Source organism: Streptomyces cathayae, from assembly GCF_029760955.1.
GTDB classification, from domain to species: Bacteria; Actinomycetota; Actinomycetes; order Streptomycetales; family Streptomycetaceae; genus Streptomyces; species Streptomyces cathayae.
On the sequence record NZ_CP121682.1, the window covers coordinates 1,779,819 to 1,804,014 of the forward strand.

24 protein-coding genes and 3 pseudogenes are annotated in these 24,196 nt (G+C 71.3%); 12 read left to right on the forward strand and 15 right to left on the reverse strand.

Annotated elements, in window-relative coordinates:
• Positions 1–149: 149 nt before the first annotated feature.
• On the reverse strand, positions 150–347 hold the full coding sequence (locus PYS65_RS08005) for a ferredoxin (protein ID WP_055571498.1): 198 nt from the start codon (positions 345–347) through the stop codon (positions 150–152).
• Between the two features lie 12 nt (positions 348–359).
• Positions 360–1,565 (reverse strand): cytochrome P450, encoded by a 1,206-nt coding sequence (locus PYS65_RS08010; protein ID WP_279333100.1) that lies wholly within the window; start codon positions 1,563–1,565, stop codon positions 360–362.
• A 295-nt stretch (positions 1,566–1,860) separates the two neighbouring features.
• Here PYS65_RS08010 and PYS65_RS08015 point away from each other — a divergent pair.
• Positions 1,861–1,962 (forward strand): annotated as a pseudogene (locus PYS65_RS08015) (lysine transporter LysE); the annotation flags it as partial.
• Positions 1,963–2,707: 745 nt separating this feature from the next.
• On the opposite strand, the gene PYS65_RS08020 reads toward PYS65_RS08015, so the two are convergent.
• The 3 genes from PYS65_RS08020 to PYS65_RS35140 all read right to left on the reverse strand — a co-directional run bounded on the left by PYS65_RS08020 (position 2,708) and on the right by PYS65_RS35140 (position 4,674).
• Positions 2,708–3,718 carry a YihY/virulence factor BrkB family protein gene (locus PYS65_RS08020; protein ID WP_279333101.1) on the reverse strand — a complete coding sequence of 337 codons (1,011 nt, stop codon included), beginning with the start codon at positions 3,716–3,718 and terminating at the stop codon, positions 2,708–2,710.
• Positions 3,719–3,844: 126 nt separating this feature from the next.
• The gene (locus PYS65_RS08025) at positions 3,845–4,117 is read right to left on the reverse strand and encodes a hypothetical protein (RefSeq protein WP_341483677.1); all 273 of its coding nucleotides are present in this window, start codon (positions 4,115–4,117) and stop codon (positions 3,845–3,847) included.
• 215 nt (positions 4,118–4,332) lie between these two features.
• Positions 4,333–4,674: a DUF4396 domain-containing protein gene (locus PYS65_RS35140; protein ID WP_387038298.1), complete on the reverse strand. Its 342-nt coding sequence runs from the start codon at positions 4,672–4,674 to the stop codon at positions 4,333–4,335.
• 385 nt (positions 4,675–5,059) lie between these two features.
• Between PYS65_RS35140 and PYS65_RS08030 the strand changes: the two genes are divergently transcribed.
• A complete protein-coding gene (locus tag PYS65_RS08030; RefSeq protein WP_279333102.1) occupies positions 5,060–5,326 on the forward strand; it encodes a hypothetical protein in 267 nt (88 codons plus the stop codon).
• Positions 5,327–5,361: 35 nt separating this feature from the next.
• Here PYS65_RS08030 and PYS65_RS08035 read toward each other — a convergent pair whose 3' ends face one another.
• From PYS65_RS08035 to PYS65_RS08065, 7 genes are all read right to left on the reverse strand, one after another.
• The gene (locus PYS65_RS08035; RefSeq protein WP_279333103.1) at positions 5,362–5,727 is read right to left on the reverse strand and encodes a hypothetical protein; all 366 of its coding nucleotides are present in this window, start codon (positions 5,725–5,727) and stop codon (positions 5,362–5,364) included.
• A gap of 11 nt (positions 5,728–5,738) precedes the next feature.
• Positions 5,739–5,888 carry a hypothetical protein gene (locus PYS65_RS08040; RefSeq protein ID WP_279333104.1) on the reverse strand — a complete coding sequence of 50 codons (150 nt, stop codon included), beginning with the start codon at positions 5,886–5,888 and terminating at the stop codon, positions 5,739–5,741.
• A 365-nt stretch (positions 5,889–6,253) separates the two neighbouring features.
• Positions 6,254–6,826: a hypothetical protein gene (locus PYS65_RS08045; RefSeq protein WP_279333105.1), complete on the reverse strand. Its 573-nt coding sequence runs from the start codon at positions 6,824–6,826 to the stop codon at positions 6,254–6,256.
• Positions 6,823–8,214 (reverse strand): hypothetical protein, encoded by a 1,392-nt coding sequence (locus PYS65_RS08050; RefSeq protein WP_279333106.1) that lies wholly within the window; start codon positions 8,212–8,214, stop codon positions 6,823–6,825. The genes PYS65_RS08045 and PYS65_RS08050 overlap by 4 nt, the downstream gene beginning before the upstream one ends.
• On the reverse strand, positions 8,211–9,017 hold the full coding sequence (locus PYS65_RS08055; protein ID WP_279333107.1) for an ABC transporter ATP-binding protein: 807 nt from the start codon (positions 9,015–9,017) through the stop codon (positions 8,211–8,213). Before PYS65_RS08055 ends, PYS65_RS08050 begins: the two co-directional genes overlap by 4 nt.
• Positions 9,018–9,052: 35 nt before the next feature.
• A complete protein-coding gene (locus PYS65_RS08060) occupies positions 9,053–9,880 on the reverse strand; it encodes a zf-HC2 domain-containing protein (protein ID WP_279333108.1) in 828 nt (275 codons plus the stop codon).
• On the reverse strand, positions 9,877–10,425 hold the full coding sequence (locus PYS65_RS08065; RefSeq protein WP_279333109.1) for an RNA polymerase sigma factor: 549 nt from the start codon (positions 10,423–10,425) through the stop codon (positions 9,877–9,879). Before PYS65_RS08065 ends, PYS65_RS08060 begins: the two co-directional genes overlap by 4 nt.
• A 317-nt stretch (positions 10,426–10,742) precedes the next feature.
• On the opposite strand from PYS65_RS08065, the pseudogene PYS65_RS08070 reads away from it, so the two are divergent.
• The 3 genes and pseudogenes from PYS65_RS08070 (at position 10,743) to PYS65_RS08080 (ending at position 12,376) form a co-directional block, all read left to right on the forward strand.
• Positions 10,743–11,552: pseudogene (locus PYS65_RS08070) on the forward strand (IS5 family transposase).
• Between the two features lie 222 nt (positions 11,553–11,774).
• A pseudogene (locus tag PYS65_RS08075) lies at positions 11,775–12,215 on the forward strand (rhomboid family intramembrane serine protease); the annotation flags it as partial.
• 26 nt (positions 12,216–12,241) lie between these two features.
• Positions 12,242–12,376: a hypothetical protein gene (locus PYS65_RS08080; protein WP_279333110.1), complete on the forward strand. Its 135-nt coding sequence runs from the start codon at positions 12,242–12,244 to the stop codon at positions 12,374–12,376.
• 62 nt (positions 12,377–12,438) lie between these two features.
• Here the strand turns inward: PYS65_RS08080 and PYS65_RS08085 are convergent, their stop codons facing one another.
• Positions 12,439–13,632 (reverse strand): serpin family protein, encoded by a 1,194-nt coding sequence (locus PYS65_RS08085; protein WP_279333111.1) that lies wholly within the window; start codon positions 13,630–13,632, stop codon positions 12,439–12,441.
• Positions 13,633–14,330: 698 nt separating this feature from the next.
• On the opposite strand from PYS65_RS08085, the gene PYS65_RS08090 reads away from it, so the two are divergent.
• The 4 genes from PYS65_RS08090 (at position 14,331) to PYS65_RS08105 (ending at position 18,562) form a co-directional block, all read left to right on the forward strand.
• Positions 14,331–16,214 carry an ATP-binding cassette domain-containing protein gene (locus PYS65_RS08090; protein ID WP_279337895.1) on the forward strand — a complete coding sequence of 628 codons (1,884 nt, stop codon included), beginning with the start codon at positions 14,331–14,333 and terminating at the stop codon, positions 16,212–16,214.
• A 24-nt stretch (positions 16,215–16,238) separates the two neighbouring features.
• On the forward strand, positions 16,239–16,634 hold the full coding sequence (locus tag PYS65_RS08095; RefSeq protein ID WP_279333112.1) for a nucleoside triphosphate pyrophosphohydrolase family protein: 396 nt from the start codon (positions 16,239–16,241) through the stop codon (positions 16,632–16,634).
• A 20-nt stretch (positions 16,635–16,654) separates the two neighbouring features.
• Entirely contained in the window at positions 16,655–17,254 is a 600-nt protein-coding gene (locus tag PYS65_RS08100) for a class I SAM-dependent methyltransferase (protein ID WP_279333113.1), read from the forward strand.
• 105 nt (positions 17,255–17,359) lie between these two features.
• Complete coding sequence (locus tag PYS65_RS08105) at positions 17,360–18,562, forward strand: bifunctional class I SAM-dependent methyltransferase/NUDIX hydrolase (RefSeq protein ID WP_279333114.1); 1,203 nt, start codon at positions 17,360–17,362, stop codon at positions 18,560–18,562.
• A 129-nt stretch (positions 18,563–18,691) separates the two neighbouring features.
• Here the strand turns inward: PYS65_RS08105 and PYS65_RS08110 are convergent, their stop codons facing one another.
• On the reverse strand, positions 18,692–19,255 hold the full coding sequence (locus PYS65_RS08110; RefSeq protein ID WP_279333115.1) for a dihydrofolate reductase family protein: 564 nt from the start codon (positions 19,253–19,255) through the stop codon (positions 18,692–18,694).
• Between the two features lie 426 nt (positions 19,256–19,681).
• Complete coding sequence (gene hemE / locus PYS65_RS08115) at positions 19,682–20,749, reverse strand: uroporphyrinogen decarboxylase (RefSeq protein ID WP_279333116.1); 1,068 nt, start codon at positions 20,747–20,749, stop codon at positions 19,682–19,684.
• Positions 20,750–20,908: 159 nt separating this feature from the next.
• On the opposite strand from hemE, the gene PYS65_RS08120 reads away from it, so the two are divergent.
• The 3 genes from PYS65_RS08120 (at position 20,909) to PYS65_RS08130 (ending at position 23,977) form a co-directional block, all read left to right on the forward strand.
• Positions 20,909–21,586 (forward strand): DUF3000 domain-containing protein, encoded by a 678-nt coding sequence (locus tag PYS65_RS08120; protein WP_279333117.1) that lies wholly within the window; start codon positions 20,909–20,911, stop codon positions 21,584–21,586.
• Positions 21,587–21,855: 269 nt separating this feature from the next.
• Positions 21,856–22,515 carry a helix-turn-helix transcriptional regulator gene (locus tag PYS65_RS08125; RefSeq protein ID WP_279333118.1) on the forward strand — a complete coding sequence of 220 codons (660 nt, stop codon included), beginning with the start codon at positions 21,856–21,858 and terminating at the stop codon, positions 22,513–22,515.
• 163 nt (positions 22,516–22,678) lie between these two features.
• A complete protein-coding gene (locus tag PYS65_RS08130) occupies positions 22,679–23,977 on the forward strand; it encodes an HRDC domain-containing protein (protein ID WP_279333119.1) in 1,299 nt (432 codons plus the stop codon).
• Positions 23,978–24,196: the final 219 nt, after the last annotated feature.

Genomic DNA, 24,196 nt, shown 5'->3' on the forward strand with positions numbered 1-24,196 from the left:
TTCTCCTGGCCCGTCTCCAGGCGAAACTGCCCGCCACGCGCGGGCTCGGGAAGGCGGCTGACGAACCAGACGACGGCGCCGGCCGGGATGACGCCGCCTGGGCCACGGCCCGCCGCGTGCGGCGGCGGACCGGCGGTCGGCGTGACCCGCTACTCGTCCTCGGACAGCGTGATGGCGCCCACGGGGCAGGCGCGGGCGGCCTCCCGGACCAGTGGGTCGCCGGCGCCGTCCTCCCGACCGGGCAGCAGGGCGCTGAAGCCGTCGTCGTCCTGGGTGAACACTCCCGGCGCGGTCAGGGCGCACTGTCCGGCGCCGATGCAGCGGTCCTTGTCGATCTCGATGTGCATGACGGCAGCCTCTTACCAGCTGACGGGGAGTTCCAGCATCCCCTGGATGGTGTTGCCGGGTTTGAAGGGGATCTCCTCCGGCGGGGCGGCGAGCCGGAGCCCGGGCAGCCGTTCGAGGAGCGTGCGCAGGGCGATCTCCAGCTCGGTGCGGGCGAGGTTCTGGCCGAGGCACTGGTGGATGCCGAAGCCGAAGGCGACGTGGTGACGGGTCGAGCGGTGGAAGTCGAGTGTGTCGGGCGCCGGATAGACGTCCTCGTCGCGGTTGATGACGGAGGTGGAGAAGACCACGCCGTCCCCGGCCCTGATCGTGGTCCCGGCGATCTCGATGTCCTCGGTGGCCAGCCGCAGCAGCCCGTCCGCGATGGACAGCATCCGCATGAGTTCCTCGATCGCGTCCGGCAGCAGCGAGGGGGCGGCGCGCAGTTCGGCCAGCCGGTCGGGGTGCAGCAGGAGCGTGTAGGTGCCGAGGGAGATCATGTTGGCCGTGGTCTCGTGGCCCGCGACCAGGAGGATCATCGCCAGCGCGGTCAGCTCCTCGCGGTCCGGCTCGCCCGCGCGCAGCCGCTGCTGGACGAGTTCGTCCAGCAGGCCCTCGCCGGGCTGCCGCTGCTTGTGGTCGATCAGTTCCTCCAGGTACGCCGCCAGTCGGTCCCGGGCGTCCTGCGTCTCCTCGGCCGTCGGTCCCCGCAGCAGCCGCCTCGACTGCTCCTCGAAGAACTCGTGGTCGGCGTAGGGCACGCCGAGCAGGGCGCAGATGACCATGGACGGAACCGGCAGCGCGAAGGCGCGCACCAGGTCGACGGGCGGCCCCTGCGCGATCATCGCGTCCAGCAGTTCGTCGACGATCTCCTGGATGCGCGGCCTCAGCTCGGTGGCGCGCTTGAGGGTGAAGCTCGGGATCATCATCCGCCGCTGGGTGCGGTGCTCGGGGTCGTCGACGCCCAGGAGTGCCGGCTTGCGGTCGCGGAGCGCGGCGAAGCGGGGCGCGGTGGCGGGGAAGCCCGAGCGGGTGCGGTCCGTGGACAGCCGGGGGTCCGCCAGCAGGTCGCGGGCGACGGCGTGGCCGGTCACGAGCCAGGCCGGGCGGCCGTCGTAGAGCTGGATGCGGGCCAGTGGCCGGGCGGCGCGCAGCGGGTCGTACCCGGTGGGCGGGTGATAGGGGCAGGTCCGGTCCTGGGGGAAGGAGACGGGCTCGGAGAGTTCGGTCAGGTCTGTCATGGAAGACCTCGCAGACGAAGGATGCGTCGTGCCGATCTTCATTAGATGCCCGAGGCACCTAGGGCACGACATGAAGTTCGGCCAGATCGGGGACCTGCGGGATCTGGCCGGGAACCACCCATTCCGCATCGTAGTTCGGTTGCCGCTCGAACGGTGCGGGAGACGGGATCCGGCCATGTCCACGACCGATGTGTCCTCACCGCTGCCGTCCGCCGCCGGCCTCTCCGCGCGGCCCCAGCAGCAGCCCGGCCGTCCCCGAAGGCCCGGTCCCGGAAGGCCCGGTACCGCCGCGGTCGTGAGCGCCGCGCTCGTCGCGGGCTACGGCATCGCCGTGCTTTTCGGCGCCGTCGTGATCCACCTCGTCACCCTGACCGCCCGAACGTCCCTACGGACCGGTGACCGTCCCCTCATAGCTGGAGGCCGTGACTGCAGGGGACGTCGAGAGTCATGACGGAGAAGAGCCGGAAGTTCGACGCGGAGTTCCGTGAGGGGCCATGCGGATCGTGACCGCGACCGGGAAGCGGGTCGCGCAGGACTTGGGGGTCAACGAGACGACGCCGGCGAGCCGGGTCTCGCGGGCCAGGCGCGTGGGGAGGGCGGTACCGGAGGACAAGGACGCGCTGATCGCCCGGCTGCTGCAGGAGAACAAGCAGCTGACGAAGGACGTCAAGGGGTTGGAGATGGAAGGTGATGTCCTCGAACGCTGCATGGTCCTGTGGGTGAAGCGGCCGTGGCGGCGCCGGACCGGCTCGTCGAGAAACGGCACTGCCAGGCCGCCTTCACGCCCGAGTCACCGATCCGGTACACCTGGATGGCCGCGCCGACGGCCGCGACCAGGGCGATCGCCCATGGAGTGAGGCCGGCCCCCCTTTGGCGTGCTCTCCCTCCAGCGCGCTCTCCCGCACTCGGTCCTCCAGCCACTCGCCGGATTCGGTGGTCGGCACCACCAGGGCATGAGTGACCGGCCCCATGACCGGCAGCACCCGGCTGAGCCCACGCGCCGCCGGACAACCACAGCGCACAGAGCACGAGCGCCAACGCCGTCAGGGGGACCAGCACCGCCGCGCGTGAGCGAAGAGGGGGATCGGGCGTGGCACTGGTGGGGTCGGGTAGCCGGAGCCCATTGCCGGCCCCCGGCCCTCTCAGAGGTCGTCAGGGGGTTGTCCGCGCCGAGGCTTCGGCGGCGGCTCGAAGTGCACCCGGACCTTCTGAAAGCCCTTGAACGTCTCGGTGGCGGCGTAGGACTGGTAGGCGCGACGGTCACCCGCGCTGAGGTCCACTCGGTCCGTGAACGGTGTCAGCAGGCTCCGCGGCCACAGCCTCAGCAGCCGGACGGCTCCGACCTCGGCAGCCGTGATGAAGATGAGTGCCCCCGCATAGAGCCAGGCGAGCAGCCCCAGGACGATGCCGAACATGCCGTAGGTGGCTGTGCTCCCGCGCAGGACATGGCTGACGTAATAGGTACCCACCCATTGCAGCCCCTGCCACGCGCAGGCAGCGCCGAGCGCGATCATGACGAGTCCGCGCAGCGGCAGCTCCCGCTGCGTCAGCAAGCGGTAGCTCACGAGGAGCAGGGAGGTGGTGAGGCACACGGAGGCCACCGTGGCGGCGATCCAGGCCCCGCCCCACAGCCGCGCGCCGAACAGGTACGTCTGCGAGGCCGCCACGGACAGCAGGGTGAACGCGCACAGTCCGAGTGCCAGGATCAGCAGGGACAGCAGCCCCTTGAGCCGTGAGCGGAAGGGGTCCGGCCGGGCGTGCCGGGGCACTGCCCAGATCTTGTTGAGGGCGTACTGCGCTGCCTGGGCCACGCCCAGAGAGCCGTAGACGCTGCCTGCGATGCCCACGACGAGTGCGGTACTGCTGCCGTGGAAGGAATGGATGTTGCCGGCGATCTGGTCGCCGATGACGGGGAACTTGCTCAGGGCCGAGTCGAGGACCCGCTGACGCAGGGCGGGATCGTTGCTGAGGAAGGTGCTCAGGACGGTGACGAGGATGAGGAGGAGCGGGAAGAGGGAGAGAAAGCCGTAGTAGGTGAGGAGGGCGGCGAGGTACAGGGCTTGGTCGTCGTAGAACTTGTACAGCACGGCGAGTGGCAGTCCCACCCAGCGGTGACGTCGCTGGTAGCGGTCCAGACGCTCATGGAGGGTCATCGTTCGCGCCTTTCCCGAGGCCCGAGGCGTTCGTTGTGCCAGGCGATGGCGCGTCTGGTCTCAGGTTCGCGTAGCCCGCGGTCCGGCATCCCAGTCGCTCAAGGGTGAGGACGGACGGGCCGGCGGTCAGGGCCCGGAGACCTCCGCCGCCCACAGTTCCTCGTACGTGAACGGGCGGTGCCGGTGGAATTCCCGCACGACCGCGCAGTGCGGTTCGCTGCACGCCGGGACGAGCCGCAAGCCGTCGAACCATTCGTTGTCGGAGTTCACGGAGAACGGGTCGGGCACGTAGCCGCGCGTCGCCTCGCTCTCGGGGAAGGTGGCCGCGCACAGGTCACACAGCTCCAGACGGGTCTCCTCTGTCTTTCGCTTCGGGTTCTTCCCCTTCCACCTTTTCATCGGGTCCCACCACATGTGAGGGGAAAAGACGCAAGTGCTCCGGCGGGGCCCTGACCGCGGGGTCGCGACGCGTCACAGTGCCCGGGTCTCCTCTCGGCCCGAGTCGGAAACGGGTAGAGCAGGTCGTTACCCGGTTGGCTGCCGGCACAACTGCTCTGAGCGGCCGGGCGTTCACGGGCCACGCGGTGAAGAACCGCGCACCATTGACACCTGCATCAGCATCCCGTGTGCGGCCGATGTCTTCGGCAGCCCCGGGGAGAAGATGACCTCCTGACAGACCCACCTGCCCAAGAAGGGACCACCTGGAAGGCAAGGACGGACAAGGTGTCGGCCTTGATCGCCGCCCGGATCCCCTCCGCCCGGCTGACGTCCCGCATCGGGGCGCTCATGAAGTACCGGAAGACGACACCGAGGATCCGGGCGAAGGCGAATTCGAGCACGAAGTCGGCGTGGAGGGCCCTGCCCGCGAGCGTCGGTCGGGCGGCACGGAGCAGCCACTCCGCGGAGACGTCGCCCAGGGTGCAGCCTGCGCCGCGGTGGCTGACCGCCTTCGACATCACCTGCCACCGCGGCGGCTTTTCCGAGTCCGCGGCGTCGCCGAAACTTCGACCGGGTGATGCGCCTGCTCGCCGTCCACGAGGATGCTGAGGAGAAGCACGTCAAGGGAGCTGCTGGTCGCACAGGGGCCCCACGGAGCTGGATGTCTGCGGCGCCTGGACGAGGTCAGTCGCGCGGTTTCCCAGCACGCCGCGCGTGAGAAGCGTGAGGAGTTCCGGGCGCTGCGGAAAGTTGTCAGCCTGCCCCGGCTGCGCAGACTGGGCGCTGAGGTCAAGCTCACCCAGGCATACGATCCGACCCGGCCGCATCGCCGGGTCAACAACGCGATCATGAACAAGCCGGCCGCACCGGTCTTCGGCCCCGAAGATCCAGGTCGGCGCCCCGGTGCGCGCGGCGGCCCGTCCGGAGATCACCCCGCTCGACGAGGAACAGCGCAAGCGGGTCCGCCGCGTGCTGCGGCGCCGCCGCGTGGCCTGCCCGTCCTGCGGAAACCGCCGGCGGTGGACCGTCGGCGACGCGCTCCACCTGGGGTTCCTCTTCCTCGACGAGGACGAGGACGCCTACATGATCGCGGTGACCTGCCGCCGCCGCGGCTGCCCACGGCCCCGCACCGGCGTCATCGCGCACCGGGCGGACGTCCTGGAACCCTGACCCCGCGCCGTCCCGCGGCCCGGTGCCGGCACCGCTCACCGTCGCCGCTCGCCGTCCGGGCGCGGCACCGCCAGGCCGAGCCGCTCGGCCAGCGGCGCGACGTCCCGCAGTTCGGCGCACAGGTCCGCGAACCGGTCCCGCTCGGCCGGACCGAGCGCGCCTCGACGGTCGTACCGCACCAGCCGCGGCAGCCGACCGTGCAGAAAAGCCCCCCACCGGATGCTGAAGCCGTACACGCGGTCGGCGTCCCCGGCCTGCTCGGGGTCCCCGGCCAGCTCGCGCAGCTGCCGTACCTGGGTGAACAGCAGGTCCAGGTCCGCGGCCGCACCGGGGACGGCCGCGGACTCCGGTTCGCCGCCGGCCGGCCGCCTGCGGCGCGCGCTCCACCCACAAAATCCCATGAGCGCGGCGGCTACAGGCTCGGTTCGGCGACGCCGAGGGCGTACGGAACGCCCCGCAAGGTCAGATAGACCCGTTCCGGGCCCACCGCCATGCCCGACAACGGCGCCTTCCTCGCCGCCGCGTCCCGCACCGGGGCCCCGAGCCGGGACCGGGCCACCATCAGGAGCCTGTCCCCGCCAGGTGACGTGTCGATCGCGACCAGCCGGTCCGTCCCCTCCTCCGCGGCTTAGAAGTCACGAGGCATCATCAAGGGTTCACTTGCGTTCGCCCGTCCAGCCTTCCCCTCGCCTGTTGCACCCCGATGGCCGAGACGCTCTTGGGCTTGACCGCTCCGCTTCACACCCCGCCGTTACCAGCAACGCATGGGAGCGCGGGGACGGGCCCCGGACACTGGCCCGAAGTTCAGCCGATCGATACCTCCTTCACGTGGCTGGACTTACTTACGTGGAGCGACTTCGTGTCGCACACTGAGCGCTTCGGTTGGCGGGCTTCGCCAACTGAAGCGCCCAGCGCGGAGCGTGTCCGTTACCGTCTCGGTCCTGCTGCGGCGTACAGCACGGTGCCGGTCGCCAGCAGGACCCACGCGGTCGCGGCGGACGCCGTCGTGGCGGGGGAAAAGATCATCCAGTTGCTCACCTCTCCCACGATGCCGGGCGGAGCCGGGACGAGGAGGGCGAACGCGAGCCAGCCGATCGGCAGGGTCCATGCGAACGGTGCCCCGCAGAGCACCGCCCCGAGCGCGGCCAGGCCGACCAGGCCCGCGCTGTCGCGGACGACGAGCGCGACCGGGACGAGCTCGGTTCCCGCCCCCTGGACCGCCAGCAGCGCCGCCCCGGCGACCGCGCCGGCCAGCAGCACGTGCGCCGCCCGCCGGGGCACCCACCGGATCGCGGCCGTCCGGTCCAGCGCGGCGTCCTGCCCACCGAGCCCGACAGAGGCGGCCGCCACGTTCGCGGCCAGGATCAGGACCGCGGTCCCCAGGCTCATCGGGCCCGCGCCGTCCCGGTTGAAGGTCCACGCCGCCAGCGCGACGAGCGCGACCGCTGCGGCCGAGGTGGGCACCTGTCGTGAACGGGCGTACAGGATCAGCCACCTCATGACGACGCCTCCCCCGCCAACACCTCGGTGTACCCCGTGCAGGAGAGGGCGGCGGCGCGCACCTCGGCCATCCGCGAGCGTTGCTCGGCCGGTGACAGCGCCGTCAGCCGCCGCCAGACGACGTCGGCGTCCGCCTGTTCACGCTGCGAGTACGCGTAGCGGTCCGGCGTCTGCAGCGGTGTGAACCGCTGATCGCCCAGGGCCCAGCTCGCGGCGATGCTCTGTGCGGGGATGTCCAACTGCCCCGAGCCCTCCCAAGGGGTGCGCGGTGCGCAGTTCGGTACCAGGCCCTCGGCGACCAGGAGGCGGGTCAGTTCCGCCCCCGTCGCACGGGCGATCAGCGGGTCGCCGAAGTCGACCAGCACCGTGTCGCGGGAGAGCCGGCGGTCGTCGCCGACCGCGCGCAGCCGGGTGTCCTCCCGCACCGAGTCCGGTGCCTCGTCGCCCAAGGCGTTGTGCAGCACGCGCAGCGCGTCCTTGCCGCGCGACGCGAGTTCGGGCAGGTGCGAGCGGTTCGCCTGCGTCACGCACACCGGCCCGTCGCAGACCAGGGTGGCGGCGGCCTCGTCGATGACGTAGGTGTCGCGCGGAGTGGCCGGGAGGATCAGCAGGGCCAGGGCCGCGCAGGCCAGGGCGGGGGCCACCGCGAGCAGTCGGGCTCGGAGGGTCGCGGCCGACAGCAGTGCGAAACCGGTGGCGAGCAGGCCGAGCAGCCAGAGCGTCTGGCCGAGGTGCACGGAACCGGACAGGGTCAGCAGCATCTCCCGCGGCTCCACGGTCGCCGGGAGCAGCAGGGAGAGCCGGTTCGGCGCGACGCTCGACGGCAGTACCTCATCATTGCTCGGCCGCAGGGAGAGGGTCGTCAGCAGGAGGAACAGGGTCAGGGCCGGCGGGGTGAGCGCAAAAGGCACGGCCCGCGCGAGGCCCATGCCGAACACGGCCCCCGCGACGAGGGACAGCGCCGCCACCAGCGAGATCGGCAGCCAGCCGAGACTCGTGTAGGTGGTGGCGCCGAGGGCCACCTGGACTCCGCCCACGAGGACCAGGAGGCCGAAGCCGGGCACCAGCACGAGGGCCGTCGCGCCGGCCGGCAGCGCCGCACGGCGCCAGGCCGGCAGCGGCGTGGTCGTCAGCAGTTCGGTCATCCGCGAGCGGGAGTCGCGCAGCCCGTACACCGCCCCCAGGCCCACCACGAGCGGCCACCAGAAGCTCAGCAGGTACCGGGTCCACAGGGCCATGGAGGTCCACTGGGCCGTCCATCCCGCGTCACCCTGCCACCAGATCCCGTCGATCAGCAGGAGGACCGCCAGGCTGCCTGCCAGGACGACGACGCCGAGCCACGGGGCGGCGGAGCGCTTCAGCTCGATGCGCAGGACACGTGCGTTCACCAGGTGCCTCCCGGCTGCTCGGAGCCCTGGAGCAGCGCCGAGTAGCCGCGCTCCAGGGGGCTGCCCCCCGGGTGTTCGGGGCCGCCCGCCGCGGCCAAGTCGTCCGGCGCGCCCTGGAAGACGAGGCGGCCGTCGGCGAAGAGCACCACGTCGGAGCAGGCGGCCGCGACGTCCTCGACCAGATGGGTGGAGACGACCACACACGTGTCACGGCCCAGTTCCTGCAACAGCTCGCGGAAGCGCAACCGCTGCGCCGGGTCCAGGCCGACTGTCGGCTCGTCCAACAGCAGCACCGCGGGATCGTTGACGATGGCCTGAGCGATGCCGGCCCGCCGCACCATGCCGCCGGACAGGGTCTTCATCCGGTGGTCGGCGCGGTCCGCCAGGCCCACCCGTTCCACGGCCCGCTGGACGGCCGCGGGGACGTCTGCCTTCGGAACCTCCTTCAACCAGGCCATGTACTCGACGAACTCACGCACGGTGAAGCGCTTGTAGTAGCCGAAGTCCTGCGGCAGGTAGCCGATCCGGCGGCGCAGGGCCCGGTGGTCAGCCATCGCGCCCACGCGGGTGCCGAGCATCTCCAGTTCGCCCTCGGTGGGGCGCAGCACGGTGGCCAGCGTCCGGATCAGGGTGGTCTTTCCCGCTCCGTTGGGTCCCAGGAGGCCGTGGGTGCCGATGCCCAGGCAGAGGTCGAGTCCGTCGACGGCCATCTTCTTGCGTCCGACGCGTACTCTCAGGCCGCGGGCCCGGATCTCCCAGGCGTAGGTTTTCGGCGCGGTGTCGACCGCGTTCGTGGTGGGCATGGTGCGGTGGTCCCTTTCGAAGGTCGACGATGGTTTCACAGCGTTGAGTACGCTTTTCTGCGGGCGATCACGGCGCCGATGCCGAGCGCGAGGAGCAGCCCCCACGCGGGCAGTTGGTCGGGCTGGAAAACAATTCGCAGGGCAAGGGGGGTGTGGCCGGTGACCCACGTGGGCGCCACGACGACGACGCCCCACGCGACCGCAAGCCCGGTGGCGGCGCGGGTCACGCCGACCAGGCTGCCCAGCGCCAGGGCGGTGGAGGTGAAGGCCAGGGAGGGCAGCAGCCACTGCGCGGCCGTCATGGTTCCGGTCAGCCAGCCCTCCACCAGGAGCCCGGGCAGGACCACCACGAGAACCGCCGTGGTGCGCCTGAGGAGCAGGGGCAGGCCGGCTCGGGCGGTCGAGGCCGTCAGTTCGTACGCCGGGTCCAGGCCGCGCGACCACGATGCGGCGACACCACACAGCGGCAGCACGGGGGCGATCGCCAGCACGGGAGAGATGTCGCCGAAGAACGTGGGCGGCGCGAGCGAGTCCAGCAGCAGCGCCATCAGGGTGACCACGACGGTCATGGCCAGCCACGGGGCCATGGCCGGCGTCAGCCAGGCCGACAGCCCCCTCGGGCGGTGTCGCCGCGAGGGTGTCCTGACGGCCGCGTCCAGCTGCGGTTCCAGACCGGCGCGGACGGTGTCGAGGAGCGTGGCGATGCCGGGCACCTCGGTGGCCACGGAGGCCGCCAGACGACTCCGGCACATCGCGCACGTCTCCAGATGGGCCTCCAACGCCCACACCGCGTCCACGGCCATCTCCGTATCACCACGTGCGTAGTCGTCGAGCAGCCGCATCGACGCGTGTTCCCCGCTCATGTCAGCGCCTCCCGCATCGCGATCCGGGCCCGGCGGGCGCGGGTCTTGACCGTGCCTTCGGGCAGTCTGAGCAGGACGGCGGTCTCCCGCACGGAGAACCCGTCCAGCACCATGGCCTGCAGGACCTCTCGAAGTTCCGGCGCCAGTCGCCGAAGAGCGTCACCGACGTCCCCGTCGACGGTCCCGGCCAGTGCCTCGTCCTCCGCCGCGGGCACCACCGCCCGTTCGGCGGCGGCGACCGGCGGCTCGGCATGGTGGGCACGGCGCCGGAACGCGTCGACGAGGCGGCGCGCCGCGATCGTCCACAACCATCCGACGGCCGTCCCGCCGACCGCGCTCCCGGCGAACGCGCCGGCCGCGCGCCACACCGCCAGATAGGTCTCCTGCATGACCTCGGCGACGATCTGCTCGTCCGAGCAGCGGCGGCGCAACCGCACAGCCAGCCACGGCGACGTGCGCCGGTACAACTCGTCGAACGCCCCGCGGTCACCTCTGGCCACCAGCCGGACGAGGCGCTCCTCGTCCAGCTCGTCCAGTGCTCTCACACGTAAGCTCACACCAGCCAGACGCCCGATGGTGCGCACAGGTTCTACGTCTGACGTGGTTTGCGTCACAGTGCCACGCGTGGAGGATTCCGATCCCCGTGAACCCCGGTCGCCGGTTGCGATCCGGCTCGTGATGAACCCTGGCGCCTCGTGGTGCTGCACCCTTCTCGGTGCAGCCCTGACCAAGTACGCCGACTGACGCGCAGTCGCAATCGATGCCGAAGGTCCAGCCCGCCAACTGAAGCACTCACTGTGCGACACGAAGTCGCTCCACGTAAGTAAGAAGCCATCTCAATTGGCTCGGTAGGCTGTCGACCATGGCAGGGATCGTTGAGCGGCTGGTGCCGGATGAGCTGTGGGAGCTGTTCCAGCGGGTGGTGCCGTAGGCGCCCTCGCGGCCGCAAGGTGGCGGTCGGCGCCGGCACGGCGACCGTGAGGTGCCGGCCGCGATCGTGTTCGTGGCGACCTCCGGGTGCACGTGGCAGCAGCTGCCCGCCGCGTCGTTCGGGCCGTCCGGGGCCACGGCCCACCGCCGGTTCACCGAGTGGACCAAGGCCCGGGTGTGGGCCAGGCTGCACCGCCTGGTCCTGGACGAACTCGGAGCCCGCGGCGAGCTGGACTGGTCCCGTTGCGCGATCGACTCGGTGAACATACGGGCCCTGAAAAGGGGGACCTGACGGGTCCGAATCCTGTCGACCGGGGCACGTACGGGTCGAAGATCCACCTGATCACCGAGCGGACCGGTCTGCCCCTGTCCGTCGGCATCTCCGGCGCCAACGTCCACGACAGCCAGGCCCTGATCCCGCTGGTCAAGGGCATACCCCCGATCCGCTCCCGCCGCGGCCGACGTCGGCGCAGGCCCGGCAAGCTCCACGCCGACAAGGGCTACGACTACCGCCACCTGCGGCAATGGCTGTCCCGCCGGGGCATCGGGCACCGCATCGCCCGCAAGGGCATCGAGACCTCCCAGCGGCTCGGACGGCACCGCTGGACCATCGAACGCACCATGGGCCTGGCTCGCCGGCTGCCGCCGACTCCACCGCCGCTACGAACGCAAGGCCGACCACTTCCTCGCCTTCACCAGCATCGCCTGCACCCTGATCTGCTACCGCAGACTCACCAAATGAGATGACTTCTTAGAGCCGACTGACCTTGATCAGGTCACCGGTGGCCGTCGCCGCCGGAAGGCGAGGTCGGCGGTCTTCTCCACCTCGCCCGCCGGACCGAGCCGGACGTCGGTCCGCATCACGACGGAGGGCTCCTCGCCGGGGCCTCCCGCTCGCCGCTTGCCGGCTCCTTGCTGACCCAGAGCTCAGCAATCAGGCCCATGACCTGGACTGACGCCCACCCTTCAGATCTTCGGCAACAACATCGAGGACCGCATGGGCCGTCTGCGGTACCTGCTGTTCTACCTGGTCTGCGGCTACGCGGCCGCATACGGATTCGCACTCACGAACCCCTACGCCACCACTCCCCTGATCGGCGCCTCCGGAGCGATCGCGGGGGTGCTGGGCGCCTACCTGGTCCTCTACCCGAAGGCCCGCGTCTGGGTCCTCGTCCCCTTCCTCATCTTCCTACCCCTGCGTCTGCCGGCCTGGATCGTCCTGGGCCTGTGGTTCCTGCTGCAGGCGCTCTACTCCGCCGGCGCTGGCGTCACCGGCGCCGGAACCGTGGCCTACGCGGCCCACATCGTCGGCTTCATCGTGGGCATGCTGATCGCCTGGCCCCTCAAACCGGGCACTCCCCCACCCCCCGAACCGAACGGCATCCTCTTCGGACGACAGACCCGAGGGGACTGGCGTCGATCAGAAACTCAATGGGTTCTGATCAATACAAGAGGCCCGATGCCTTCGAAGGAACGCTGCGCGCGCTCAAGCGCGTCACGCTCAGCCCGAGCCGGATCAGCGACATCGCCCGCGCCGACCTCGTCCTCGACGACCACTGGAAATGATCTTTGTCGAAAAACCCCAGTGCCTGGCCGAGTTCTCTGCGGCCTCGCGTCTCCTGGAACGCTCACCAGTCCCAGGAGGCTTCCTCGAAGGTGTCGGGGGTGACGACCCATCCTGCGTTGAGGACGAGTCGGGAGGTCCGGTGCAGAGCGAGGAACCCGAAGGGGCGGTCGAAGCGGGCGCTGATCTCGCGGGCTCGGAAAGGGTGACGCGGGATGCCACCGGCCATCATGGCGAAGGCGGTGACGGCCCCGGAGCGGAAGCCGCGTGCGCCGAACGTCGCCGTCATTGCCTGTGCGGCGGCCTGGACCGCAAGCGGCTCGGCACTGATGCCGGGAAAGTGGCCCTGCGAGGCGTCCGTCGCCGTGCGCAGGCCGAACAGGTCGGGGTGGTCGAGCAGGTCGTGGCGGACTTTGACGGTGAACGGCACGGTGGATACGTGGAGCGTGGGTTCGCCGTCGGTACTGGGGGCGCGAGTCACGGACAGCCCGGGGCCCGGAGTGCCGTGAGGGAGGTGATCGCCGGGGACCATGGTCCGGCGGTTGTGGAGCGCGCCCACAGCCGCAGTCAGTACCTGGCCTGCGGTTGCTTCGGGTGTTCCGAGGTACAGGTGGACGTCGATGCCATGGGTACCGATGACCTGAAGTTCGGTGAGGGGGCCGGCTGCCGTGTCCGCGACGCCGACCCGGTTCAGGAGACTGGTGGTTCGGTGCAGGCCGGCCAGGTCCATGCCGCGCCAGGGCCCCGTTTCGGCTTGCATTCCGCCTGGGGTGAAGGGCCGGATCCAGTCGGTACGGAGGGTCAGGGCGCTGGCCAGCACCAGCAGAGTCTCGTCGTTCACCGTGACCGGCATCGCGTCGATCTCTCCCTGGGTGCGCTTGGCTGCCCATGTGTCGAGACACGACTGGTCGCTGACGGGGTCGCCGGTGAGCTGCCCGTGCACATCGGCGGGCAGTAGGTCCAGCCAGGCCGGTTCGACGGGCAGGGTGCTGCGAGTCCACAGCCCCAGGGCTGTGCTCAGGCCACGCGCCGCCTCGAGCGTGGAGAGCAGGTCGCGTGCTGCCGTTGCGGCGCCGTCCGCCGGGATGCCGAGTGCATCCGAGAGTTCCTGACGAGCGGGACCCACGGCACCGTCGGCCAGAAGGCCGAGTAGCGGCCACACCCCGGCTGCGGCGAGTACCGTGCCGTCGTGGGGCAGGGCCTCGACCCAACGCGCGGCCAGTCCGTTGACGGCTCTGACTGTGCCGTGACTGGCCATGCCTGCCCTTCCGTTGCTCCCGGTCCTCGCGAGAGGAGAGCCGGAAGTGCCGGCTGGCGAGCGAGAGGCTACACCGAAGCTCTCCGCTGTCGAGTTGCCCGAACCGGACGGCGTGCTGAAGCCGCTGCCTTCGCTGATCAGCAACGGACACCAAGCCCTGCCCGTACACCTGCGCCCGGACGCCCGCTGATCACCACTTCGGCCTGGAAGACCGTTGTGACCACCACCCCGAACACCGTCTCCGCCTGCCTCCTCACGATTCCGGCGAAGCCGCACTGCCCGCCCCGCGGCGCACCGCGCGTCCTGGTGCGTCATCTACTCAGCTCGGGGCAGGCCACCCCGCCCTCCACGACTCGGCCCACCCCGTCAGGACCCGAGTCTGCTTGGCCTCCACCTTCCAGGCGGCGGAGAGGCAGCAGAGTCATCGGTCGCTCGGACGGTGCCGGCATCCCGTCGCCTTCGGGCGGTCGGCCGCTCGAACCTCATTCGTCACAGGGGTTTCGAGCGTCGGCGATTCGGCCATTCCGGGGCACCGCCCAGGGGCGGCACAGCGGGCCCAGGGGCCGTACAGGCCGTGCGGTGCAAGGGGTCCACGCCGTCCGGAATCGAGTGCGTTCGAATCCCGATCAGCGTCGTTAAGCCGGGCACTGCCGAGCCATCCAGGTACGGCTCCGACCCCATGGAGGAACCAGGTGACTGTGACTGCCGCCTCGACCGAAACTCCCGAGACGCCTCCCCCTCCACCGCCGGCCACCATCAGCTTCGAGGGCAAGTTCGGCCAGAACCCGCTGGAGGATGCCGGCTTCGGGACGATGTGCCGACGCCTGCCCTCCGTACTGGCCCACACCGCGCGCAAGGCGTGGGCCGTCGACAGGACCGGCTCCGTACTGCTCCTCGTGTGCCAGGTGCTCACCGGCGTCGCCGCCGCTGTCGTCCTGGCCTCCACCGCCCGCGCCATGACACACGTCCTCGGCGGCGGCACCGTCTCCGAACGTCTGCACGGCGCGGTCCCCGCCTTGATCATGGTGACCCTGGCCGCGGGCACCGGCCGGATCTGTGGCCTCCTGTCCTCGTACGCGGACGGACGCATCACGCCGCTGTTGACCACCGAAGCCGACGTCGCGCTCGTCTCCGCCGTGCTGCGTGTGGAGTCGTCCGCCTACGGGAGGGACGGTTTCTCCGACCAGCAGGAGGCGGCCGAGATCGGGGTCACCCGCACCCGCCTGATGGTGCAGGACGCGCAGCGGTTCATGTCCGCCCTGGTCCGCATGATCGCCGCCGGCGGGGTCATCACCGCACTGCATCCGCTGATGCTGCCGGTGCTCCTCCTGGCCGTGCTGCCCGCCGGCGTCGGAGCCGTGCTGTCGGCCCGTGTCGACTACCGCACGCACTTCCTCAACCTCGGCGACCGCAACGTACGGGCCATGATGCGCAGTTGGGCCACCCACTCCCGCTTCGGCGACGAGGTCCGCGCCAACGGCATGACCGGCTACCAGATCCACTGGTACCAGGCCCTGTCCGACCGCATCGACCGGCGCACCCTCGAAGCGGCGCCGCAGATGCTGCGCATCCAGTTGTCCACCAGCGCCCTGGGCGGCTTCTTCCTGATGTGCACCTGGGCCACCCTCGCCGGTCTCTCCGTCACCGGCCGCATCGCCCTGCCCGTCGCGGCCACCGCGGTGGTCGCCGTCCAGAGCGCGCTCGCCGCGCTCTCCCAGGTCGTCATCAACGGCGCCGCCCTGTTCCACACCTCGCTCTACCTCGCCGACATGCGGGCGTTCCTCGGCCTCGCTCACGAACGCGCCCCGAAGCGGGGTGAGCTGACGATCCCGGAGCGCGTCGACGAGATCCGTATCGAGGAGGCCGTCTACCACTACCCCGGCAAGGAGGATCCGGCCGTCGCGGGGATCTCCCTGACCCTGCGCCGCGGTGAGATCCTGGCCGTCGTCGGCGCGAACGGTTCCGGCAAGTCCACCCTGACCAGACTCATCACCGGGATCGTGCTCGCCGACAAGGGGCGCGTCCTGTGGGACGGCGTCGATCTCGCCGACGCCGACCCCGACGCTGTGTGGAGCCGCACCTCACTCGTTCCGCAGAACTTCGCGTGCTGGCCGTTGCGGGCCCGCGAGAACATCACCCTGGGCCAGCCCCGCACCCACGACGACGAGCCGGTGTGGGACGCCATCGACGCCGTCGGCATGCGCGAGGAGATCGAGAGGCTGCCCCGCCGACTCGACACCCTCCTGGCCCGAGAGCTGTTCGGCGGCGCCGAACTGTCGGGCGGTCAGTGGCAGCGGCTCGTGTGTGGCCGCGCGCTGTACCGGCAGACGCCGCTCATGATCCTGGACGAGCCCACCTCGCAGATGGACGCCCGCGGCGAGCACGCGATCTTCACGCAGATCAAGCGCCTGGCACCCCAGTGCATGACGATCGTCGTCACGCACCAGCTGGAGAACACCCGGCTCGCCGACCGCATCCTCGTGATGGACGAAGGCCGCGTCGTCGAACAGGGCGCGTACGACGACCTGGTGAACGCCGGCGGCCAGTTCGCCGACCTCGTCGCCCTGGCCAAGGACCGCTGACCCACCCACGGAATCGAGACCCACATGACCGACACCTGGCAGATGGTCGCGGACCTCGCCGACCGCCTCGACGACCACTCCACGCTCCCCCGCGAACAGCGAGTCCTCTTCCAACTCCTCAAGATCCAGGAGGAGGCCGGCGAAGTCGCCGAAGCCGCCATCGGCGCAGCCGGGCAGAACCCCCGCAAGGGCCGTTCCCACACCTGGCAGGACGTCGAATCCGAGGTCTGCGACGTCATCGTCACCGGCATGGTCGCCCTGATGCGTATGAACCCCGACGCGGAGGCGGTCTTCGCCCAGCACCTGCGGCGCGTCGCGGACCGCGATCTGAGCGGGGCCCGTGGGAGGACCACCGGCCATCCCGCACAGGCACAGTTCCCACACCCGGGCGGTGCGCCGAGCACCTCCGAACCCGCCTGACGAGGCCCGGAAGGAACGCTGTGGTCCACACGTCACAAGACGCCCGAGCAAGCGGAGCGTACGAAGCAGGCGAGGCCGGCGCGTACTGGGAGCCGCTGTGGCGATCCGGCCGGCGCTACCGGAGCATCGACGCGCCGGAGCGAGAAGCCCTGAGCCGTCAGGTAGGCATCGGTCGTGGGAGACCCGCCCTCGACATCGGCTCCGGCGACGGGGCACTCGTGCGGGCGCTCGCCGAACTCGGCTACCGGCCGACCGGGATCGACTGTGCACCCGGCGCGCTCTCCACCGCCCGTCACGAGCACCCCGGCCTTGACTTCAGGCACTTCGACTTCGACACCGACGACCTGGCCGACCTGCCCGAACCGGCGTTCACGCTCATCACCTGCCGACTGGTCTACCGCTGGGTCCAGGACAAGCACGCGTTCCTGTCCCGGCTGCGTCGGCTCCTCGCCCCGGGAGGCATCTTCTGGGTGGCCACTTCCGTGCACGGTCCCCGGCGCGGCGAGGCCGAACCATGGGAGATCGACGCCGCGGAGACGGAACTCCTCACCGCCGGCTGGGCCCGGGCGGACGTGACGCAGCTCGACGAGTCGTACCACTGCTTCGCCCTGCGCCCCTGACCTTCGCCCGTCTCGACGCCATCGAACGAGCCCGGCGCGGCGAAGGCCCGGCCTGCCTCACCACGCATACCTGATCCGCGTCCCGCTGCCCATCGAGGAGACACCGTGCCCGTCGAGGACATCAACACCCGAGCCTGGATCGTCTACGGCCGGCGCCAGCTGGCTCGCGGCTCCATGCCGCCCGTCCCCGACCACCTGTCCTGGACACCCTGGGAGGGAGTCGGACCGGGTGTCGAGGTCCTCGGCGACATCACCGGCCGACGTGTCCTGGACATCGGCTCCGGGGCCGGCCACCACGCCGTGCATCTCGCCCGGGCTCACGGCGCTCGCGTCACCGGGATCGAGCTGTCGCCGACCCAGCACGAGCGCGCCGTCTCCACGCACGCGGATGTGCCGGGCGTGGAATTCACGCACGGAGATGTGGCCGAACACCTCACCCGGTCCGCACCGTTCGACGCCGCGTACGCCATCGGCACCCTGGCCTTCATCGACCCGCACCGCGTGCTGCCCGCACTGCGCGACGGTCTGCACCCTGGCGCGCCGCTGGTCCTTTCGCTCCTGCACACCGACCTGCACGGCCGCGGCCCGTCCACGGAACCGGCACCGCGCGAGCAGATGATCCTGTTGCGCGAAGATCCTCCCTTGCCGACTCGGATGTGGCTCCTCACACCGCAACTGTGGGAGGACCTGCTCACCGAGTACGGCTTCCGCGTCGAGGCCGTCGACCTGCTGCACCACCCCGAGGAAAACGCCCCGGTCATCCAGCAGCTCATCCGGGCCCGACGCCTGCCCGACCGGCCGGCGCGGGTTTCCAGCCGCCCCCGCAGTGCCAGGCCACCGCAGGCGCACGCGGCCGTGGGTGTCGGCGCGATCGTCCTCGGCGCGCAGGGACTGCTCCTGGGCCGCCATCGTCGCGGCACCCTCGAACTGCCCGGCGGAACCGTCGAGGCCGGGGAGTCCCTCGAAGCCGCGGTGGTCCGCGAACTCCGCGAGGAGACCGGCCTGATCGCCCGTTCTGCCGACGTCAGGCTCCTGGGAACGCTCGTCGACCACGTCGAAGACGTCCTGCGGGTCACGGTGGGTGCCCTCGTTCACGCCTGGCGGGGACAGCCGACCCGGCAACCGGACGAAAGCATCGGCGACTGGGCCTGGTATCCCCTGGACCAGCTTCCCGACGGCTTGTTCGTGTGCAGCGCACACATCCTGACGGCCTGGCGTCCCGACCTGCCCATCGACCACACCCCCGCGCACTTCACGCCCTTCGCCCACAGCCCGTCGCCCTCGACGCCGACGGGCGGCGTGGCATGACATCCACCCGCGAGCCCGGGCTGTTCCGACCCCCGTAACAGGCGGTGGGGCAGCCGAAGCAGCCGCGGACGATGTGCGGCTGGCATGGGCTTCTGCGGAAGAACCGGCGGGTCTCGGTGGACGAGCCGGCTAACGCGCCACGCGGTGGCGGAGGTGGACGACTCCCGAGCCGAAGACGCGGGTCTCGACGAGTTCGAGGTCCACCCGGCGCTCACTCCGGGGAAAGAACGGGATGCCGCCGCCGACCAGCACCGGGTGGACCACGGCCCGGTACTCGTCGATCAGACCCGACGCGGCCGCCTCGGCGGCGAGGGCCGCGCCGCCGATCGCGATGTCGCCCTCCCCCGGCTCGGCCCGCCACCGCTCGATCTCCTCCGCCAGGCCGCCGGAGGCCAGGCGGGCATGGCCCCGCACCTCCGACAGCGTGGTCGAGAACACCACCTTGGGCAGCGGCTTCCAGAGCGCGGTCCACTCGAGCTGGGAGTCGTCGAGCGAGGGATCCTGGTCGGCGGTCTCCCAGTACAGCATCGTCTCGTACAGCCGTCGTCCCAGCAGATGAACGCCGACCTCCCGGATCTCGTCGATCCAGAAGCGGAAGACCTCCTCGTCGGGCTCCGTCCAGTCGAAGCCGCCGTCCGGTCCGACGATGTAGCCGTCCAGCGAGACGCCCATCGAATAGGTCACGTTGCGCATCGGAAGTCCTCCTCGGTGACGGGTTCGACAGTACGACCGCCGGACGCCGCAGGACTCATTGCGGCTCGCGGGATTCCCCTGTGTCGAGTCACCTCACAAGGTCCCCGGCGGGGCAGGACACGGTGCGCGGCCCGGACGTCAGCCGGTCAGGTGGGTCACCACCGAGCGCATCGCGTGGCGCAGGGCCGGAAAAGGGCGGCGTCGTGGTCGCCGCCGTCGAAGGTGTGCCGGCGCTGGTCGCGTCGACCTGACGGAGGGCGTCGGTGACGGTCGTGGTGCCGGAAGGAGCGGCCACGGCTTCGTCGGGGGCATGCTGGTCGCCCGGTCCCTGGGACCGGCCGCTCCCGCCGCCGGGTCCGCGCCCGGCCTGCTGTCTGCAGGCCGGGCGCGGACCCGGGGCCGGTGGTTGAGCCGGCGGGCGGCGGGTCAGCGGGCGGTGAGGGTGTGGACGTGGTCCACCAGGCGGGTCAGGGCGTCCGCTTCGGTGTTCGGCATGACGCCGTGGCCGAGGTTGAAGATGTGGCCCTCGAGGCCCTCCGCCTGGGCCAGGACCTCGCGGGTCTTCGCCTCGACGGCCTCGGTGCCGGCGAACAGCACGGTCGGGTCGAGGTTGCCCTGGAGTGCCTTGCCGGGACCGACGCGGCGGACGGCCTCGTCCAGGGGGACGCGCCAGTCGACGCCCACCACGTCCGCGCCGGCCTCGCCCATCAGGCCGAGGAGTTCGCCGGTGCCGACACCGAAGTGGATGCGGGGGACGCCGTACCCGGACACCGCGTCGAGGACCTTGGCCGAGGCGGACATCACCGAGCGCCGGTAGTCGGCGGGGGCGAGCGCGCCGGCCCAGGAGTCGAAGAGCTGGACCGCGGAGGCACCGGCCTCGATCTGCACGGTGAGGAAGGCGGCGGTGATGTCCGCGAGGCGGTCGAGGAGGTCGGCCCAGAGTTCCGGGTCGCCGTACATCATCGCCTTGGCGTTCTCGTAGGTGCGGGACGGGCCGCCCTCGATGAGATAGCTGGCGAGGGTGAACGGGGCGCCCGCGAAGCCGATGAGCGGGGTGGAGCCCAGCTCGGCGGTCAGCAGGCGGTACGCCTCGGTGACGTAGGAGACGTCCTCCGGGGTGAGGTCGCGCAGCCGGGCCAGGTCGGCGCGGGTGCGGAAGGGCTCCTCGACGACGGGGCCGATGCCGGGCTTGATGTCGAGGTCGATCCCGATGGCCTTGAGGGGGACGACGATGTCGCTGAAGTAGATCGCCGCGTCGACGTTGTGCCGGCGGACCGGCTGGAGCGTGATCTCGGCGACGAGGTCGGGGCGCATGCAGGAGTCGAGCATCGCGATGCCCTCGCGCACCTTGCGGTACTCCGGCAGTGAGCGGCCCGCCTGCCGCATGAACCACACCGGAGTGTGCGGAACCGGCTCACGCCGGCACGCCTTGAGGAAGGCACTGTCGTACGTCTGGGTCGGCTGCTTGCCCCGGGGGCTGACATTGGCACTCACACCAGCCAGTCTCGCATGGTCCGCCGGTGACCTCGCACCGCAGGCCATCCGGCGCACGGTACCCGCACGCCGCGCCCGGGACGACACGATCCGGACACCGTGCTGCGCCGTGGGTGTCCTTCCCCGCGCCGGGGCCGCGTTCCCCTTAATCTTCCCCGCATGGCTGCGGCTCAAGGACGATTGTCGGACGGCAAGGGCGGTATGGACGAGGCGAAGAACACCGGGGAGGACCTCGGGCAGGAGGGCGCGGCGCCCCCGCTGCCCTTTCGGACGGCCGTCGACGCGATGCGGGGCGCGCGGCTGCGGCCGCAGATCGAGGTAGAGACCACGCCCGCGCCCACCCGGCTCGCCCCCTACGCGCACGCGCTGGAGGCGGCGGTCGTGGACGGTGAGCAGGAGCTGGCGGACGGCCGGCTGGTACTGCTGCACGACCCGGCCGGGCACGACGCCTGGCGGGGCACCTTCCGGCTGGTGACGCTGGTGCGCGCGGAACTGGAGCCGGAGATGGCGGCGGATCCGCTGCTGCCGGAGGTGTGCTGGTCCTGGCTGACCGGCGCGCTCTCGGCCCGCGACCTGACGTACGGCGAACCCAGCGGCACGGTCACGCGGGCGAGTTCGCACTACTTCGGCGGGCTGTCCGAGCGCCCCGCCGCCTCGCAGATCGAGATCCGCGCCTCGTGGACGCCGCGGGAGGGGCCGGGCGGGGTGCCGGACACCGCCGCCCATCTGGTCGCCTGGTGCGATCTGCTGGCCCAGGTCGCCGGGCTGCCCCCGGCGGCTCCGGGGGACGCGTCGGTGGTGACGCTCCCTCAGCGGAGGGGGCCGCAGTCGCGCTGAGCGTCCCCTCCTGGACCCCGGCCCTCACACATGGCGATCTCTTTGTCGATACGGCCACTTTCGGAAGCGTTGTGACGCTGACCGAAACCGTTCGGTCTTCGAATGATCGACCGCGTGTCCGAATTGCACATATTGTTACTCACCAGATCGTGATCATTCTCTAAAGGAGACCGGGTTTGTTGCCGAAGACGACTGTGACCTTGAAAGCACGGTTGAGCCCGGCTTCACCCCCACGAGCCGGCCCCGTCCCCGCCACCCCAGGAGGCCTGGTGTCCGTTCTCCTCGAGCAGCCCGCAAGCCTGGTCGCCTACCGCCCGAACAAGCCGACCGCCATGGTGGTCGTGGCCGACCCCCGCGTCCGTTCCACCGTCACCCGCCATCTGTGGGCGCTCGGTGTGCGCGACGTGATCGAGGCCTCGTCCGTCGCGGAGGCTCGTCCCCGCATCGGCAACCCCCGCGACATCTGCGTCGCCGACGTCCACCTGCCGGACGGTTCCGGCCTCACCCTCCTCTCCGAGACCCGAGCGGCGGGCTGGCCCAACGGCCTCGCCCTGTCCGCCGCCGACGACATCGGCGCCGTGCGCAACGCCCTCGCGGGCGGAGTGAAGGGCTACGTCGTCACCGGCACCCGCACCAACCTCGGACTCCCCTCCCGTCCCGGAGCCGCTCCCCTCGGCGCCGGCCCCCGTCTGCACCGCCGCCCCCCGGGTGCTCCGAGCCACCCGGGCGGCTACCGCGAACTGTCCGGCCGTGAGGTCGAGGTGCTGCGGCTGGTGGCGGAGGGCCAGTCCAACAAGGCCATCGGCGTCTCGATGGGCCTGTCCGCACTGACCGTCAAGAGCCACCTCGCCCGCATCGCCCGCAAGCTCGGTACCGGCGACCGCGCGGGGATGGTGGCGGTGGCCCTGCGCACGGGCATCATCCACTGACCTCGCCGCCCCGCCGCGCTCCCCGACAGCCCCCTGCCGTTCCCCTCCGTCCCGCTCTCCCTCTGCCGAACGTTCACCGGACTGACTGGTTTACGACCCCCCGGCGCCTGCCGACGGAACGTTCCGTCGGCGGGCGCCTTCACGGCATGGCTACTCTTGACAGGTGACCGACGCCCACGACACCGCAGCAGACAGCTCCCTGCGAACCACCGGAGGCGCCCCTCCGGACGACAACGGATCACCTGCTACGGAGGCGCCGACCCCCTTGCTCGAACCGCGTGAGGGCATCCCGCCCGTGATCACGGGCGGGGCCGCCCTCGCCGAGGTGACCGCCGCCTTCGCCGCGGGCACCGGACCGGTCGCCGTCGACGCCGAGCGCGCCTCCGGCTACCGCTACGGCCAGCGCGCCTACCTCGTCCAGCTGCGCCGTGCGGGCGCCGGGTCCGCCCTGATCGACCCCGTCGCCTGCCCGGACCTGTCCGGCCTGGGCCAGGCGCTGTCCGGCGCCGAGTGGGTGCTGCACGCCGCCACCCAGGACCTGCCCTGCCTGCGCGAGATAGGGATGCTGCCCGGCCGCCTCTTCGACACCGAACTGGCCGGACGCCTGGCCGGCTTCCCCCGGGTCGGCCTCGGCGCGATGGTCGAGAACGTGCTCGGCTTCGTCCTGGAGAAGGGCCACTCCGCCGTCGACTGGTCCACCCGCCCGCTGCCCGAGCCCTGGCTGCGCTACGCCGCCCTCGACGTCGAGCTCCTGGTCGACCTGCGGCACGCCCTGGAGAAGGAACTGGACCGGCAGGGCAAACTGGAGTGGGCCCTGCAGGAGTTCGAGGCGATCGCCTCGGCGCCGCCGCCGGAGCCCCGCAAGGACCCCTGGCGGCGCACCTCCGGCATGCACAAGGTGCGCAGGCGCCGGCAGATGGCCGTCGTCAGGGAGCTGTGGCAGGTCCGGGACCGGATCGCGCAGCGCCGGGACGTCTCCCCGGGCAAGGTGCTCTCCGACGCCGCCATCGTCGAGGCCGCGCTCGCCCTCCCGGTCAACGTCCACGCCCTGGGCGCGCTGAACGGGTTCGGGCCGCGGGTGGGGCGGCGCCAGCTGGAGCAGTGGCAGACGGCCGTCGACCGGGCGAGGGCACTGCCCGAGTCCCAGTTGCCGCAGCCCGGACAGCCGGTGACCGGTCCGCCGCCGCCGCGCGCCTGGGCGGACAAGGACCCGGTGGCCGCGGCCCGGCTCTCCGCGGCCCGCGCGGGGGTGAGCGCGCTCGCCGAACGGCTGAACATGCCGCAGGAGAACCTGATCACCCCGGACACGGTGCGCAGGGTGTGCTGGGAGCCCCCGCAGTCGGCCGACAGGGAGTCCGTCGCGGCGGTGCTGGCCGGGTACGGGGCGCGGCCGTGGCAGGTGGAACAGGTGACCCCGGTGCTGGTCACCGCACTGGTCTCCGGCGGTTCGGGAGGGCTCTGAGGGCCGCCGGCGGTGCCCGTCGCGGGGCGGGGGCGGGGAGAGGACGGCCGGGATCTCGCCTGCCGCGACGGTCTGACCTGTGCTCCCCCGCACCCCGAAGGAACCATCGCAACAGAGCGGCGACGTCGGGATCGCGCCAAGATCCTCGGAGCGGGTCCACGTCCGCACCGACCGCGCTCCCGGACTCCGCGGGGTGCGACGGCTCCGCCGGGAGTGTGA

Excerpts from the sequence above, each read along its gene's own strand:
- PYS65_RS35140 (WP_387038298.1), bottom strand. The coding sequence starts at position 4,674 with ATGTCGAAGGCGGTCAGCCACCGCGGCGCAGGCTGCACCCTGGGCGAC.
- PYS65_RS08120 (WP_279333117.1), top strand. The coding sequence starts at position 20,909 with ATGGCTGCGGCTCAAGGACGATTGTCGGACGGCAAGGGCGGTATGGAC.
- PYS65_RS08010 (WP_279333100.1), bottom strand. The coding sequence starts at position 1,565 with ATGACAGACCTGACCGAACTCTCCGAGCCCGTCTCCTTCCCCCAGGAC.
- PYS65_RS08080 (WP_279333110.1), top strand. The coding sequence starts at position 12,242 with ATGGGTTCTGATCAATACAAGAGGCCCGATGCCTTCGAAGGAACGCTG.
- PYS65_RS08045 (WP_279333105.1), bottom strand. The coding sequence starts at position 6,826 with ATGAGGTGGCTGATCCTGTACGCCCGTTCACGACAGGTGCCCACCTCG.
- PYS65_RS08110 (WP_279333115.1), bottom strand. The coding sequence starts at position 19,255 with ATGCGCAACGTGACCTATTCGATGGGCGTCTCGCTGGACGGCTACATC.
- PYS65_RS08005 (WP_055571498.1), bottom strand. The coding sequence starts at position 347 with ATGCACATCGAGATCGACAAGGACCGCTGCATCGGCGCCGGACAGTGC.
- PYS65_RS08025 (WP_341483677.1), bottom strand. The coding sequence starts at position 4,117 with ATGAAAAGGTGGAAGGGGAAGAACCCGAAGCGAAAGACAGAGGAGACC.
- PYS65_RS08085 (WP_279333111.1), bottom strand. The coding sequence starts at position 13,632 with ATGGCCAGTCACGGCACAGTCAGAGCCGTCAACGGACTGGCCGCGCGT.
- PYS65_RS08020 (WP_279333101.1), bottom strand. The coding sequence starts at position 3,718 with ATGACCCTCCATGAGCGTCTGGACCGCTACCAGCGACGTCACCGCTGG.
- PYS65_RS08035 (WP_279333103.1), bottom strand. The coding sequence starts at position 5,727 with ATGGGATTTTGTGGGTGGAGCGCGCGCCGCAGGCGGCCGGCCGGCGGC.
- PYS65_RS08095 (WP_279333112.1), top strand. The coding sequence starts at position 16,239 with ATGACCGACACCTGGCAGATGGTCGCGGACCTCGCCGACCGCCTCGAC.
- PYS65_RS08060 (WP_279333108.1), bottom strand. The coding sequence starts at position 9,880 with ATGAGCGGGGAACACGCGTCGATGCGGCTGCTCGACGACTACGCACGT.
- PYS65_RS08055 (WP_279333107.1), bottom strand. The coding sequence starts at position 9,017 with ATGCCCACCACGAACGCGGTCGACACCGCGCCGAAAACCTACGCCTGG.
- PYS65_RS08040 (WP_279333104.1), bottom strand. The coding sequence starts at position 5,888 with ATGGTGGCCCGGTCCCGGCTCGGGGCCCCGGTGCGGGACGCGGCGGCG.